Source organism: Paraflavitalea speifideaquila, assembly GCF_032395985.1.
GTDB lineage: Bacteria > Bacteroidota > Bacteroidia > Chitinophagales > Chitinophagaceae > Paraflavitalea > Paraflavitalea speifideaquila.
Genome location: NZ_CP135920.1, coordinates 2,362,478 through 2,375,905 on the forward strand (window position 1 = coordinate 2,362,478; position 13,428 = coordinate 2,375,905).

25 protein-coding genes and 1 pseudogene are annotated in these 13,428 nt (G+C 45.8%); 8 read left to right on the forward strand and 18 right to left on the reverse strand.

The annotated features are described in order from the left end of the window. The first annotated feature begins 10 nt into the window (after window positions 1–10). Window positions 11–406 (forward strand): hypothetical protein, encoded by a 396-nt coding sequence (locus RS881_RS16360; RefSeq protein ID WP_315822051.1) that lies wholly within the window; start codon window positions 11–13, stop codon window positions 404–406. Window positions 407–537: 131 nt separating this feature from the next. Here the strand turns inward: RS881_RS16360 and RS881_RS16365 are convergent, their stop codons facing one another. From RS881_RS16365 to RS881_RS16375, 3 genes are all read right to left on the reverse strand, one after another. Then, the gene (locus RS881_RS16365; protein ID WP_315822052.1) at window positions 538–918 is read right to left on the reverse strand and encodes a hypothetical protein; all 381 of its coding nucleotides are present in this window, start codon (window positions 916–918) and stop codon (window positions 538–540) included. A gap of 180 nt (window positions 919–1,098) precedes the next feature. Continuing rightward, on the reverse strand, window positions 1,099–2,019 hold the full coding sequence (locus RS881_RS16370) for a transglutaminase domain-containing protein (RefSeq protein WP_315822053.1): 921 nt from the start codon (window positions 2,017–2,019) through the stop codon (window positions 1,099–1,101). A 271-nt stretch (window positions 2,020–2,290) separates the two neighbouring features. After that, window positions 2,291–2,557 carry a hypothetical protein gene (locus RS881_RS16375; RefSeq protein WP_315822054.1) on the reverse strand — a complete coding sequence of 89 codons (267 nt, stop codon included), beginning with the start codon at window positions 2,555–2,557 and terminating at the stop codon, window positions 2,291–2,293. Window positions 2,558–2,980: 423 nt separating this feature from the next. Between RS881_RS16375 and RS881_RS16380 the strand changes: the two genes are divergently transcribed. From RS881_RS16380 to RS881_RS16390, 3 genes are all read left to right on the forward strand, one after another. Further along, window positions 2,981–3,364 carry a glyceraldehyde 3-phosphate dehydrogenase NAD-binding domain-containing protein gene (locus tag RS881_RS16380; protein WP_315822055.1) on the forward strand — a complete coding sequence of 128 codons (384 nt, stop codon included), beginning with the start codon at window positions 2,981–2,983 and terminating at the stop codon, window positions 3,362–3,364. Next, entirely contained in the window at window positions 3,328–3,975 is a 648-nt protein-coding gene (locus RS881_RS16385; protein WP_315822056.1) for a hypothetical protein, read from the forward strand. The genes RS881_RS16380 and RS881_RS16385 overlap by 37 nt, the downstream gene beginning before the upstream one ends. Before the next feature lie 123 nt (window positions 3,976–4,098). Then, window positions 4,099–4,689, forward strand: a complete 591-nt coding sequence (locus RS881_RS16390) for a hypothetical protein (protein ID WP_315822057.1) — start codon at window positions 4,099–4,101, stop codon at window positions 4,687–4,689. A gap of 112 nt (window positions 4,690–4,801) precedes the next feature. Here RS881_RS16390 and RS881_RS16395 read toward each other — a convergent pair whose 3' ends face one another. From RS881_RS16395 to RS881_RS16435, 9 genes are all read right to left on the reverse strand, one after another. Next, the gene (locus RS881_RS16395; protein WP_315822058.1) at window positions 4,802–5,122 is read right to left on the reverse strand and encodes a cupin domain-containing protein; all 321 of its coding nucleotides are present in this window, start codon (window positions 5,120–5,122) and stop codon (window positions 4,802–4,804) included. Window positions 5,123–5,186: 64 nt separating this feature from the next. After that, window positions 5,187–5,456, reverse strand: coding sequence for a hypothetical protein (locus RS881_RS16400; RefSeq protein ID WP_315822059.1), 270 nt, complete (start codon window positions 5,454–5,456; stop codon window positions 5,187–5,189). Then, the gene (locus tag RS881_RS16405; RefSeq protein WP_315822060.1) at window positions 5,456–5,788 is read right to left on the reverse strand and encodes a hypothetical protein; all 333 of its coding nucleotides are present in this window, start codon (window positions 5,786–5,788) and stop codon (window positions 5,456–5,458) included. Before RS881_RS16405 ends, RS881_RS16400 begins: the two co-directional genes overlap by 1 nt. Beyond that, window positions 5,743–5,973, reverse strand: a complete 231-nt coding sequence (locus RS881_RS16410) for a hypothetical protein (protein WP_315822061.1) — start codon at window positions 5,971–5,973, stop codon at window positions 5,743–5,745. Before RS881_RS16410 ends, RS881_RS16405 begins: the two co-directional genes overlap by 46 nt. 14 nt (window positions 5,974–5,987) lie before the next feature. After that, the gene (locus tag RS881_RS16415) at window positions 5,988–6,377 is read right to left on the reverse strand and encodes a hypothetical protein (RefSeq protein WP_315822062.1); all 390 of its coding nucleotides are present in this window, start codon (window positions 6,375–6,377) and stop codon (window positions 5,988–5,990) included. Window positions 6,378–6,504: 127 nt separating this feature from the next. Beyond that, the gene (locus RS881_RS16420; protein WP_315822063.1) at window positions 6,505–6,984 is read right to left on the reverse strand and encodes a hypothetical protein; all 480 of its coding nucleotides are present in this window, start codon (window positions 6,982–6,984) and stop codon (window positions 6,505–6,507) included. Further along, the gene (locus RS881_RS16425; RefSeq protein WP_315822064.1) at window positions 6,972–7,361 is read right to left on the reverse strand and encodes a hypothetical protein; all 390 of its coding nucleotides are present in this window, start codon (window positions 7,359–7,361) and stop codon (window positions 6,972–6,974) included. Before RS881_RS16425 ends, RS881_RS16420 begins: the two co-directional genes overlap by 13 nt. A 92-nt stretch (window positions 7,362–7,453) precedes the next feature. After that, complete coding sequence (locus tag RS881_RS16430) at window positions 7,454–7,723, reverse strand: SGNH/GDSL hydrolase family protein (RefSeq protein WP_315824502.1); 270 nt, start codon at window positions 7,721–7,723, stop codon at window positions 7,454–7,456. 4 nt (window positions 7,724–7,727) lie between these two features. After that, window positions 7,728–7,985 carry an SGNH/GDSL hydrolase family protein gene (locus RS881_RS16435; protein ID WP_315822065.1) on the reverse strand — a complete coding sequence of 86 codons (258 nt, stop codon included), beginning with the start codon at window positions 7,983–7,985 and terminating at the stop codon, window positions 7,728–7,730. Window positions 7,986–8,238: 253 nt separating this feature from the next. Between RS881_RS16435 and RS881_RS16440 the strand changes: the two genes are divergently transcribed. From RS881_RS16440 to RS881_RS16455, 4 genes are read left to right on the forward strand one after another with little or no spacing between them, the layout of a single operon-like run. After that, window positions 8,239–8,454, forward strand: a complete 216-nt coding sequence (locus RS881_RS16440; RefSeq protein WP_315822066.1) for a hypothetical protein — start codon at window positions 8,239–8,241, stop codon at window positions 8,452–8,454. After that, on the forward strand, window positions 8,442–8,624 hold the full coding sequence (locus RS881_RS16445) for an alkaline phosphatase family protein (protein ID WP_315822067.1): 183 nt from the start codon (window positions 8,442–8,444) through the stop codon (window positions 8,622–8,624). The genes RS881_RS16440 and RS881_RS16445 overlap by 13 nt, the downstream gene beginning before the upstream one ends. A 41-nt stretch (window positions 8,625–8,665) precedes the next feature. Beyond that, window positions 8,666–9,301, forward strand: a complete 636-nt coding sequence (locus RS881_RS16450; RefSeq protein ID WP_315822068.1) for an alkaline phosphatase family protein — start codon at window positions 8,666–8,668, stop codon at window positions 9,299–9,301. Between the two features lie 29 nt (window positions 9,302–9,330). After that, on the forward strand, window positions 9,331–9,507 hold the full coding sequence (locus tag RS881_RS16455; protein WP_315822069.1) for a hypothetical protein: 177 nt from the start codon (window positions 9,331–9,333) through the stop codon (window positions 9,505–9,507). Between the two features lie 17 nt (window positions 9,508–9,524). Here the strand turns inward: RS881_RS16455 and RS881_RS16460 are convergent, their stop codons facing one another. The 6 genes and pseudogenes from RS881_RS16460 to RS881_RS16490 form a co-directional block, all read right to left on the reverse strand. Beyond that, the gene (locus RS881_RS16460; protein ID WP_315822070.1) at window positions 9,525–9,698 is read right to left on the reverse strand and encodes a hypothetical protein; all 174 of its coding nucleotides are present in this window, start codon (window positions 9,696–9,698) and stop codon (window positions 9,525–9,527) included. Beyond that, window positions 9,691–10,011, reverse strand: coding sequence for a hypothetical protein (locus RS881_RS16465; RefSeq protein ID WP_315822071.1), 321 nt, complete (start codon window positions 10,009–10,011; stop codon window positions 9,691–9,693). The genes RS881_RS16460 and RS881_RS16465 overlap by 8 nt, the downstream gene beginning before the upstream one ends. A gap of 97 nt (window positions 10,012–10,108) precedes the next feature. Beyond that, window positions 10,109–11,422, reverse strand: coding sequence for an amidohydrolase (locus RS881_RS16470; protein ID WP_315822072.1), 1,314 nt, complete (start codon window positions 11,420–11,422; stop codon window positions 10,109–10,111). Beyond that, on the reverse strand, window positions 11,326–11,736 hold the full coding sequence (locus RS881_RS16475; protein ID WP_315822073.1) for an imidazolonepropionase-like domain-containing protein: 411 nt from the start codon (window positions 11,734–11,736) through the stop codon (window positions 11,326–11,328). Before RS881_RS16475 ends, RS881_RS16470 begins: the two co-directional genes overlap by 97 nt. Window positions 11,737–11,751: 15 nt before the next feature. Then, window positions 11,752–12,902 (reverse strand): annotated as a pseudogene (locus tag RS881_RS16480) (amidase). Next, window positions 12,877–13,389, reverse strand: coding sequence for a hypothetical protein (locus RS881_RS16490; protein WP_315822075.1), 513 nt, complete (start codon window positions 13,387–13,389; stop codon window positions 12,877–12,879). The pseudogene RS881_RS16480 and the gene RS881_RS16490 overlap by 26 nt, the downstream one beginning before the upstream one ends. Window positions 13,390–13,428: the final 39 nt, after the last annotated feature.

A 13,428-nucleotide genomic window follows, 5' to 3' on the forward strand; every position in this document is an offset into this window, starting at 1 on the left:
CTTATTATTCGTGCTGTTTGAGATCATTTGCCTGGTGCACGGCGGATTCAGGTATGCCTCCTTGAAGTATGTGATTGGAGTAGGGTTGATCTTTCTTATGACGCTTGTCATTTGGCAGATATCCCTGTACCTCCAGCAAGTAGTACATGTAGCCCGTGAAAAAGCCTTACTGCTCATTCATGGTGCCTTGTTGTTTCAATATGGTACCTATATTGTAGTTTATGTTTTTGATTACTTCATTGTGGATGTGGCCGATGGGGTCGACAAATTCCTGATCTATTATATTTCCACCATTATTTCTATCGGTATTGGCAGCAGTGGCCTGCTTTTGAAAGGGCTGAAAAAAATACCTTCTAATACCGCCATCAGAAAGTCTTTTGGGCCGAGTCACAGGAAAGGCTTGTAAGATAGCGATCACAAAAAGCAGGTTCTTCATCAGGTTGAACACTGTATGCATGAGCCAGTTTTGCTTCCATTGTTTTCCCATTGTAATAAAGAAGAAGAAATTGCCCGACAGGTATATAAGGCAACCCAGGGTTATCCAGAATGCGGCTTTTTATAGATGAATTCCATCGGGTCATCCATCAACCATTCATAAAACAGCAGCAAGCTGTAGCAGATTATGAGTATAACGGCAGTTCCTGCATTGAACCGGCTATAATATACCACCCCAAACCTATCTAATTCCAGTACAACCGTAGTAATAAATATCAAGGATCCTGCTACTACCCACCGTTTGAAACTTCGCCGGTGAAAGAACTGGTAAAAGAACAGGGTGAAAATGGTATACTCAAATATGGTAAATGCAAATGACAACATGCGGGTGGCAAGCGGATTGGTTTCAATAAAGCCCGAAAAGCGGTCGATTATAAAAGCGGTGATGGAGTAGATGAATAGCAGACGAAAAGTAAGGCCCATACGGAAGGGCCGTTGGATAAGTAATAGAGTGATAGGGATCGCCAATAGTGAATACGATGCTATTATGGCTGCAAGGGGTGCTACAGTCATGCCTTAACCGATATCTCCTAAAAATAGCACATATCCGTCAATATAACATCGTCACAAATAAATATTAGCTGATTTAATACGTGGTTGGTATTATAGGTCTATTATGGCATAGGCCTTCTCACTGAGGTAAGGACCTCCCGGATGTTTGGCTGTATAATCCAGGTTGATCCAATATTGGCCATTTTGCTCATGGTAATAAATATTGTCAATCGACCTGTCGCTAAAAAGATAAATGATCGCCTGCTGCAAGCGGTCAAATGCTTTCTTGTCGCCTGCATACAATTCAGGATACAAATGCCCTTCAGAAAGCACCATGCGGCAATGGGCGCCAATGGCCTTGAGGGTAGAAACCATGAGGATGGTATGATCATCACAATCTCCACCCAAACCATTCAGGATGGTTTCGCGGGCGGTGGCAAAATATTCATCCCGCTCGGAGTCGGGTACGTACTTGAAATTGGCATTGATGTATTTGAACAAGGAAAGGTGCCGTACCACGGGACCGTACTTGGTGTGGTATTGATCAAAATTTTCCAGCGAATGCTTGACGGCAAAATTCCGTACAATGGAATCCTTGAAGTCTACCTTGGATTGGAGCGCTTTGATGGTCTTGGTAAGTGGCCCGTCAAATATACCGGGTGTAAGTACCAGGTTGGTTTCTTTCTGGTCATTACGTCCCCAGTTATTTTCTACCATCGTTCTGTAGTCGGTAACCATATGGCTGAAGCCATAGCCGTTGGTGAGTTGGTTGTACAGTAATACCAATAGGCAGAGTGCCACAGCGGGGATGAGCAGGAAGCGGAATACCCTTAATACCAACCAGGTGGCCAGGCCGGCCAGGATGACCGAAACGGCCAGGTCAAGGTTCCAGTCGCCCACCATCAGGGGCGGAATATACCGGTTGATGAGCGGGGCCAGGGGTAATACGGTGAGTATGCTGACTATGATCAGCAATACCTTACGTATTTTCAAATACTTATCATCATTGAAGTTCATACCTGTAGCTTCCATTAGATAGATCCAGTGAAAATTGTACCAATTTGTTCCACTTTGCGCCTAAGCAAACCGGCTAAGCAGGTTGTTTTAAGAAAAGGATCTTTAGTTGTTGCGACGCAACCTGAATTTATACAATTTTACGTTAATCTGAACATAATAATTGCGGGGAGCAATGGAAATTACAATACTAACGGTATTCCTGATAAGTAGAAAGATCTATTGAGTGCGGTGAGCGGGTAAAACGATAAACCGGTTCCCCCTGCCTAAGGAGAACCGGTTTATATTGTTAATCGTCATCTTCTTCGTAATAGGCATCCTGATTATCATTGTAAACAGATTCCCATTCCTTCACTTTGTCATCACTCAGTAACTCCAGGATGTCGAAAATGGGGTCGGTCTTTTTCTTCCATTCCAACACCGGCACTTCTGCATACTGGGTCACATACAGGCAATAATCTGTTTCCACCGTTACTTTGATCAATGATACAGGGCTCTCTTCCTTTTCCTGTACGAGGTAATAACAACCAGACTCTAACAATGCATACGAATACATACTTTCTCCCTCCACCGTTTTAGTTAAGTGTTTTAATAAGAAACTTAATAGGTTATAGTAAGTAACTACCTTGTGCTTTAGGCACATTTTTTCAAAGGCAAATGATCCTGGCAGAATTTAATGGATATAGCGGGGGTTGGTTTGGTAGAATTCTGATAGGTTGGTAAGGCCAAATGTAGGATAATAATGGTATTCGCCGGGCGGAAGGCCGGGGCCGGGGGCAAATTTTTGCGGAACCTTAATAATTTGGATTGTTTATTGTTGATTATTAACTATTTATAAATTGTATAATTATTCATAAATATCCATTGTACAGCCGCCAAAAGCCCCGGATACCCAAAATTGGCTCAAAAGGCAGGAAAACAGGGAGGTATTATTCCCCGCTTCTTTGCGATATTTGCAGCATTTTTAAAATCTGAGTATATGCGTATTGCGATCAATGGAATGGGACGTATTGGCCGATTACTCTTCAGAAGACTGGTAGGAGACCCCAACATCGAACTGGTAGCTATTAATGATATTATGGAGCCGGACAACCTGGCTTACCTGCTTAAATATGATTCGGTATACGGTACTTTTCCCTACAATATCACCCTCCAGGAGGATGACAAAGTAGCGGTGAATGGGCAGTCGATTGCTGTTTTACAGGAGCCCGATCCCATTAAACTACCCTGGAAAGCACTGGCAATAGATGTGGTGCTGGAATGTTCGGGGCGCTTTACCAGCAAGGCCGGCGCTTCGGCCCACTTGGCCGTTGGCGCCAAAAAGTATTGCTGTCTACCACTGGCTCACCAGAAATTCCCCTGATGATCTATGGATTCAATCAGCATATACTGACCCCGGAAACGGCTATCATTTCACCGGGTGGCTGTATGACCAATTGTTCAACCCATATCCTGTACCTGCTCAATTCAATTGGCATAGAATCGGCCCATATCAATGTACTGCATTCGTATACCTCCCGCCAGGGAATTGTCGATGCGCCCCACAAACAGTTTCGGCGGGGACGGGCTGCTGCCGAATCAATTATTCCTGTAGAGATCGACCTGGCCCATTCGCTGGAAACCCTCTTCCCGGTATTGCAAAACAGGATCGCCGCCGTATCTACCCGCGTGCCGGTAGCCAATGGCGCGCTGGCCGACTTTACCATCCAACTGAAAAAACCGACAACGGCGCAGGAGATCAACCAACTTTTCCGTACTGCAGCCGCAACCGAATACAAGGGCATTCTGGATTATACAGAAGAGCAATTGGTATCACTGGATATTAAGGGTAATACCCACTCCTGTATTGTTGATGGTACCTTGACCTCTGTAGTGGGCAATCATGTGAAGATCATTACGTGGTTCGACAATGAATATGGCTATACCAGCCGTATGTTGGATTGGCTACTTTACTGGAAAAGTGTATTGGGGTAAAAAGTATTAGATAAAGAAGAATTATATGTGAGGGGCTTCACAATTTTTTGACTTATACCGTTATGTGTATGCGTTAATATCCTGTGGAAAACCAAGCGTTTATTCACCTCTAAATCTAACCCAATGAAGAAGTTAACCAACCTGCTGTTGGCCTGTATGGCCATGTCTTTTTCTGTGCATGCACAATTGAAAATGGATAGAGATCCATCACCCGGCTTTATCAAAGCCGTTGAAACTATCCTGGGTGATTTCCCTTACAATTACAAACACATTACGGGCGAACTGGTAGAAGCTACGGGCGACTGGCATCAATATGCTTCTACGGTAATCCTTCCAGGATCAGAAACTTGCGTGGTAGGTTTGTATCATTCCGAGCTCGACACTACAGCCAGTTGGCAGGCCCTGATGTTCAGGAGTGAAACCTTTGGTAAAGCCGCTGCTGCTTACAAACGGCTCTACCAGCAACTGAAGCTTTGCAGGCTGAAAATGGTAGATGGAAGTATCTATTACCTGGATGGAGATTATGAAGCTGCTTCGGAAGAGACTGACTTTATAACCAGTGCTTTGACGATCCAAACAGCCGACGAGCGTTTCCGTGAATTCCACATTGAATTGGAGCTCCTTTACAAACTGGATGAATGGGTGGTCAATGTGAATATGGTAAGTAAAAAGAAAGACAGTGAAGTAAGGCCTGATTGGATGACCGGCAAATAGTACGTGATATTGTGTGCCTTTGTTTTATGACGCTGACGAAACGAAAGGCAGCCTTCATTTAAAAACTAAAAAGCATTGCCGCCTCACAACAGGCGGCATTGCTTTTTATCAATTAGTCTATAATATAATCTTCGCGTACCGGCGAAAATGCGTCGAGCACACGGCAATCGGTCAGGGCAATGGCGCTGTGCGGTACATTGCCGGGAATCACATGCGTGGTGCCGGGCGTCAATACCATTTTCACGCCGCCGATCACCATTTCCAGCTCTCCTTCCAGGACGAAAGTTATCTGCTCATGGGGATGGTGGTGCTCTGGCAAGGGACTTCCTTTTTTGATATCGACAATGGACAGGGTGAGCTTATCACCATGCACAAACCGCCCGAAATAGCCAGGTACGATCTCTTTTCCTTTAATATCATTGAGGTGTTGCATACAAATTATTTTGCTATTATCATGACAGAGCCGGCTGCCAGGTCGTGCATGGCTCTTCGCTGAGCTATTGTTCAAAATAGCCTACGCTGCCACCTACCCATTCCTTGTCTTTGTTGTAATCTACACCAATCATTTTGCCTTTACTCAGGCGGGCCAGGTTGATAGCGGGGCGGGGTCTGTCCCAGCCATCCTTCCACAGGTACATAATGCGTATCTCCACTTTGGCTGGTACATCGGGTGTAGGGATTACTTCGGCATACTTCACTTTTCGTTGCAGTATCCAGTTCTCGGGATCCTTGGTATTGGCTATATGTTCCGGTGTTACATCAATCACTACCCCTGGCCTGCAAAGGAGAACAACGGTTTCAGTACATAACTTTCCAGGTCGGCAGGCACCTGTTTCAGTTCATTGAGGAACCAGGTGGCTGGTACATAGGGGTGCCGTATAAAGGGAAGTGTGAACTTGCTGATGCGGTAAAACCAGTTGGGGTGGGGCACCCACTCCACTTCAAGGTCTTGTGTAATATCCACAAAGTTGCCCAGCTTGTCTTTTTGTGCCCGCAGGTCATCAAAGATCATGCGGTTATAAATGCGTTTTACCTGCGTTTTCTGTCCCTCTTTCAGGTAATAGAGTTTTTCCCTTCCTGTATAAGGTCGGTGATGCACACAGGCTCGATACCCAGGTATTCTCTGGTGCAATAGAAATCAATCTTTGTCTTTTGTTCATGCGGCTTTATCTCCAGCAGGATCACATTTTCTACCGGCAGGTCACCCACAATCACTTCCTTCAATTGTTTGAGGTAGGTGTCATGGTCCAGGCCATTGAGGTATTGTGTATAATTGTCGGGCACTGGAAAGTATTGCCTTAGGAGGTCGGGATAATATACCTGGAAACCAAAAGGGTGGGGAAACCCTGCATTTCTATGAGCTGGGGTTCCAGCGTTCCGTCTGCCGCTTCGCAAACGCCAAAATCAAAAGCGATCATGTGGGCATGCGCATTTTCATTGGGCACTCTTTCGCCTGCAGGTATGGCCCTTTCGGTGAGTGATTTGAAGGATGGATCAATGATCACATCTATAATGCTTTCACAGGCATCGAATATTTTTTGGGCAAAGCTCTTATCTACAAACACAGGTGTTTCTGCCAGCCGGAATTCTATAGCGCCGGGATATTTCCCCTTCAGGTCTTTCAAAAAAGCATTGAACTGTTCAACTGTGAAGGCCTCATTATAGGCTTTGCGCAGGTTGGGTACCATGGCAGACTTGGTTTTTATGGAAGATACGATAATAAGCGCTACGAGCTCCCGTCAAGGCGGAACAAGTTGCAAGCTTCAGACAACGAGCTTTGAAAATGAATAATGGGGGTAGCCCTGTTATTCATTTTCAGGCTTCAACTGGTACCAGGTTGCCGATGGATTGCTTCAGAAAGTTGGGAATAACGTGTGCATTGGTGTAACCAATTTTATCCGGATCATTGAGTTGCTCGATCATGGATTGCCATTTGTCAAAACCATGACTGTCGATGACCGTCTGTTTTCTGTCTTCCCGCTGCAGGTACATACTCATACCGGTGGCATCGGCTTCGGGATGGAATTGAGTGCCGATCATGAATTCATTGAACCGGATGGCCACGATGGCCCTTTCGAGTGGTATATGGGGACGTTCTTTTTCGATCGCCAATAAGGTAGCACCCAGTTTGCGCAATTGCCTGGTATCGGGTTGTATGACCTGGTAATCCCGGCTGTCAACAGCATAAAAGGGATCCTGTAGGCCGGCAAATACGGGTTCTTCCCGGCCTGTTTCCAGCATGTGCACGGGAAATACGCCAAAAGCGGTTGACCTTCTTTTGGCTACCTGTGCCACTTTAAAATAGCGGCAAGCCAGTTGAAAGGAATGACAAATAAATAATACGCTCTTTTAACAGGGTTGTGAGCGGCGTCATTATAGGTCTCAATAGTTGATAACCAATTGAAGTACTGCGTTTCCCACTCACTGCCTTCACTATCTAAAGGGGAGCCGGGACCACCGCTGGAAATATAAATGTCGTAGGAGAGATCAGGCAGCTCCTGTTTGAGCCTTACATCAAATTCTTCCCAGCTGATTTCGAGCTGGTGAATTTGCCCATATTGGGTTAACAATTCCCGGATACAGCGCATCCCCTGGTTGGGTTGGCCTTCATAGAGATCGAGGATTGCTATGTGTATGTGTTTCTTATCGCTCATATACATGCCTGCAAACATAAGGATTTTTGCCGTTTTGCCTATGGCAGGCCACTTATTATAACATTTAAGCAACCCAGATGTTTACTGCCGGGGAATGCCGGCGTCCTGTCTTACTTACCAAGCGCTTTCATCATTTCTTCCGCCACCAACTGATTGCCCTTGTCATTGAGGTGTACCCCATCGGTGGTGAGTATATTCCTGTCCTTGTTTTCGGGATTATTGGCCAGGTTATAGTCGAGGAAGGCCTTGCGCAGGTCTATTAACTGTACATTGTTCTTTTGAGCAATACCGCGGATGATATTGGCATATTTATTCAGATCGCCATCCAGTTCATTGCTGAAGTCTGTTTTTCGCCAATAGCAGCAGGCGTACAGATCAATACCTTCATGTTTTTAGCCTGTAGCTTTTTGATGATGGCATTGTAAAATTTTTCAAACTTATCAGCATCCGTACCGGTACCGGATGTTTTTTGTGCCATACGTCATTTACACCTACCCATATTACCACTGTATTGGGATCTTTTGCCAACACATCCTCTTCCATACGGAGATACAGGTCATATGCTTTATTGCCGCCAATACCGGCGCCTATCAACTCATACTTGTCCTGCACCCCTTTTTGTTTGTACAGGTCTCCCAACACAGTAATATAACCACCAGGTTTAACACCTGCCTGGGTTATAGAATCGCCAAAAATACAATGCGCTGTTTTTGCTGGGGAATGGTAAAAGCCATCAATAAACTGGTAAAAGCGGTAATAATCAATACTTTTTCATACTGCAATTGGTTGGGTGGTCAAAACTAATGGTTTTTGCTTGTAAAAAGAAGTAGGTGAAAATTGCCCCTGGATCGCTTATTTTGTTGTGCAATACACACCAGGGATAAAATAAAATAATATGTTTTTTGGCAGCATAAGATGGGTTCTGTTGGCGGCCATGCTCACAGTGGCTAATAACAGTTTTGCCCAGGAGAAAGATACTTCACAGCGGGTAACAGCAGGCCGCCGCAACAGTGTGCCACAACAGGCTAAGCCTTACGTGATCCTGATCTCGGCCGATGGATTTCGCTATGATTATGCCCAACAATACCAGGCAAAAACTTGCTGCGCCTAAGTCGCCAGGGCATCAGGGCCCAATCCATGATCCCCGCTTTTCCTTCCCTTACTTTTCCCAATCATTATACCATCGTTACCGGTTTATATCCTGCCCATCATGGTATGGTGAACAATAGTTTTTATGACAGGCAGCGGGCCGAAGTGTATGTAAGATCAAAAAAGCAATAGCCGAAGATCCATATTATTATGGCGGTGAACCATTGTGGGTATTGGCCGAGCAACAGGAATTGTTATCAGCCTGCTTTTACTGGGTAGGTAGTGATGTTGCAATACAAGGTACATTGCCCACTTATTATTACCCTTATAATGAGGAGATCCCTTTGAGCGATAGGTTGCAAACAGTAAAATATTGGCTGCAAATGCCGGAAGCAACAAGACCGCATTTGATTACTTTCTACCTGCCGCAGGTCGACAAAGCAGGACATGAATATGGACCCGATAGTAAAGAAACCACCAGGGCCATTGGTATCATTGACAATGCCATTGGACAATTGTGTGCCATGGTCGATTCCTTGCAATTGCCTGTTAACTATGTCTTCTTGTCTGACCATGGAATGGCTCTTGTTGATACAGTTCATACGCTGACAGCACCCGTGGTGGATGCGGCAAAAGCAGTAATCATTGCCGGTGATGTATTGGTAAGTTATTATGCCAAAGACACGGCTTACATTCCCGAACTGTATAGTCGTTTAAAGGCTTCTGCAACGGATTATGATGTTTACCTGCGCAACCAGTTGCCCGAAAGCTGGCATTATAACCAGCAGGATGACCGCTACAACCGGATAGGGGATGTGTTTTTAGTAGCCCGCTATCCGAAAATATTTACCTGGGGTGGTAAAAGATAAATCCGGGGCGGCATGGCTATGATCCCCGTATGGTAAAAGCAATGGGAGCCACTTTTATGGCTTGGGGGCCGGCATTCAAAAAGCGGAAGCAGATCAAGTCATTTGAGAATGTACATGTATATGCATTCATAGCCCGGCTGCTAGGGCTGACCATCGATCAGCCGGTAGACAGCCGGGCAGAAGTGTTGAAGTCTATTATGCGATAACTTCTTATTCCTGGTTGCTATTTCTTTCTGAACCAGTCCGCTACTTTATCAATAGAGAAATTAACGGTTGTCTCCTTGTCATAAAAGTCAAACTGGTTGCCGCTGGTCCAGACAAAATCCTTTTGGTTGCTTTTCAGTTGCTCATAGAATTGCTTTGCGCCATGGGGGATGGCTCCTTCCTCGCTATGCACTAGTAAAGTGGGAGTGGTCTACGGGAAAAGGTATGGTATGATCGAGTCGCAGGAATGGAAAATCCGCCAGGAGGTTAATGCCCAGCGGGTTTTTCCGAATAAAATCTTCTGTGAAAATAATATAATACCCTTCCCGGTTCAATTCAATGTCCCAGGCTATAGCCTGGTAAGGTGAATTGAAAAAGATGGTACAGTCCTGACCATATTGCTTGGTAAACTGCCCGGTATGCGTTATCCTTCTCCCCCTTTTACGTAAAGCCATGGCATAAAATTCATGGCGAAAAGGGCCTACCTTTTGCTTTACCGTTTTCATGTTCTCTTCAAAATCCCGGATATCAAAAATTGGTTATCGGGGTACCGGAATACTGATCGTACGGCAGTAGGCTTCCAGTGTAGTAAGATGTTTCACGTTATTTTCCGTATACCTTTTCTCCTTGCAGGTAAGTAAACTGTACTTGAATTTGTAACAATTCTGCCGGTGCCGTTTTCATTAAGTCTTTGTTGGTGATAATGAAGTCGGCCAGCTTACCGGCTTCCAGACTGCCTTTTTCCCGTTCTTCAAAATTAGATTTGGCGGCCCAGATGGTCATGCCGCGTAAAGCATCCTGGCGGGTTAATGCATTTTCCATTTGGTAACCCTGTTCGGGCCAGCCCTTAGCATCTTTGCGAACAAATGCGGCGTAAAATGTTTTAAAGGGCGAAATATCTTCTACCGGAAAATCAGTGCCCAGTGGTATCCAGCCATTTTGTTGTAGCAGGTCATGGAAGGCATAAGCGCCTTTTACTCTTTCCGGCCCCAGGCGGTCGCCGGCCCAATACATATCACTGGTGGCATGGGTGGGCTGTACGGAAGGAATGATACTGTTTTGACCAAATAAATTGAAATCCTGTTGGTTGATCACCTGGGCATGTTCTATGCGCCAGCGTAGATCATTCTTGCCACCCAGGTATTTAGCGTAGATCTTCAGGATAGTACGGTTGCCCGAATCGCCAATGGCATGCGTGCACATCTGGTAATCTTTTTTGATCAGTACACTCGCTACCGAATCAAAATGTGCGGGGTTACTAAGTAGAAACCCTTTCCAATCGGGTTTATCACTATAAGGGGCCAACAGACTGGCTCCTCTTGAACCCAGGGCGCCATCAGCATATACTTTGAATGCACGTACATTCAGGCGGTCTGTTTTTATTTTGCCTTTAGCAAAGATGTAGGCATAGTTTTTAGGCGCATCACTCAGCATGGCATAGATACGCATCTTCAGATCGCCGGCACGCTGCAAGCTGTCAATATAGCTAATCTCTTCATGGTCCAGACCGCAATCATCCACTGTGGTAAGCCCTTGGGCAAAACAATATTGCTGCGCCTGCAATACCCCTTTTTTGATCTCTTCGCGCGTAGGCCAGGGTATCTTTGTACTTACTTTATCAATGGCATTGTCAACCAGGATACCCGTTAACTTTCCATGCTTTACTTCTATCGTACCTCCTGTCAGCGTCATCCCAGGTTGCAGGCCTGCCAGGCTCAAGGCTTGTTGATTGGCAATAGCAGCGTGACCGTCAATACGCCCCAGCAATACCGGCCTGTCGGGAAATAGTTGATTGAGCTGTTCGTTGGTGGGAAATTCTTTTACCGGCCAGTCATTCTGATCCCAGCCGCGTCCTGTGATCCATCCTGTCGGATTTTCCGTTGCAAAAGCCTGTAACTTTTGAGTATCTCCTCCCAACTGATGGTACCCACCAGGTTGGCTTCCCGGAGCCCCACGCCATAACGGAAGAAGTGACAATGGGCATCAATTAACCCCGGGTAAACAAACTGTCCATCGGCATCCTTCTTTTCCTTGGCTTCATATTGTGCCAGCAGATCGGCTGTTTTACCGGTTGCCAATATCTTTCCATCTTTTACTGCCAGGGCTTCGGCAGTAGAAAAAGCCGAGTCTACCGTATAAACAACCGCATTGTATATGATGAGGTCGGCCTGTTCTTTGTTTTGACAGGCAAATAGCATCGTTAATGCTGCGATCCAATTAGTCTTTCTCATGTTGAACCAGGGTTACTATTTAAATTTTTCAGGATGTTTAGTATGAAAATCACCAGCATCCTGGTATATTTTGGCTACGGCCAGCAAGGTAGCTTCTTCATACAAATTACCCAACAGTGTAATGCTGGTAGGCAATCCATTTTGATTAAATCCTACCGGGAATACCACTACCGGGTGACCGGTAAGATTGGTCATAGCCAGTTGATTACCGCTGAAGGTAGGCACAATAATAACATCATACTGACGGGTGAAGGCATTCAGTTGTTCAATGAGCTGATGCCGGTGCCGGTTGGCATTGATATACTCCACTGCTGGTATAAAACGGGATACCCGGAAACTATTTGGCCAGAAATTTTTATCCTGCCTTCTGATCAGGTCGTCCTGGTTGCTACGGGTCAATTCATCAAAAGCCGCGGCTGATTCCGAACTGATCACTACATCCATGATGTTAAATGGGTAAATGGCGGAGTCGGGAAAATTGACCTCTTTAATATTAGCCCCGGCTGCACGAAGGGTTGCCAATACCTCCCATTGTGGTGCGTTGGGCGGAAGGTTTTTAAAGTAATTGCCGGCATAGGCAATGCGCAATTTGGGCAGATCGGCTTTGCCGGTATAATTAAAGGCGCGGTTAATGGCGCTGGCGTCTTTACCGTCGGTGCCTTTGAGGTAATAAAATACGATGGCCGCATCTTCGGCACTGCGGCAAATAGGGCCTGCTTTATCAAGGCTCCAGCTAAGTACCATGGCGCCAGTGCGACTTACCGAACCAAAACTGGGCCTAAGGCCTGTAGCGCCGCAGGTATGGGAAGGGGATACAATGGAGCCCCAGGTTTCGGTACCAATGGCAAAGGGCAGCAAACCGGCTACCGTAGCAGAAGCTGAGCCTGCCGATGATCCACTGGAGCCCAGTTGCAGGTTCCAGGGATTGCGTGTTCTTCCACCAAACCATAGATCGGCATAAGCCAGCTCTCCCAGCGTGAGTTTGGCGCAAAGTACCGCCCCGGCTTTTTAAGTTGGGTATATACAAAAGCATCCTCTTCTATGACCTGGTCTTTGTAAGGTACCGATCCCCAGGTGGTTTTGTATCCTCTTACGGCAAACAGGTCTTTCAACCCATAAGGGATGCCTTGTAGCGGACCCTTATAGATACCTTTTGAGTGCTTCATCGGCTGCCCTGGCTTGTTCAAGCGCCAGTTCGGGTGTAAGGGTGATCACACATTCCAACGTATCCCCATTTTTTAAGCCTGTCCAAAAGAAAGTCGTCAACTCCACCGAACTGATCTTTTTGTACTTAATGAGGGAAGCCAGTTGCATGACAGAATAAAAAGCCAATTCATTCCTGTTGACGGGTAGTTTTATGTGGACGGGGATATTCCATTTTATCGACGCTTGTTTTGTGGGAACCACCAATCCATAAGGGGCTGGGTTAAAAGCAAAAGGGTAGGGCAGGCTATTGGGAATGGAAAGCTGATGCATTTTCCGGTAATGCTGGAGGTTGTCATTCAACCCATCTGCCATTGAATCTTTTTCTGCCGGTGTAAAAGAGAGGCCGATGAGCCTGGCTGCCTGTGTAATGGCGGTGGTATCTATTTTCTGCTGCGCTTGCAATGAGCCAATTGCCAAAAACGAAAGTATCCAATATAGATGCTTCATATTGTCAATGCATTTTAGTGAAAGGTACCCGCAGGTTTA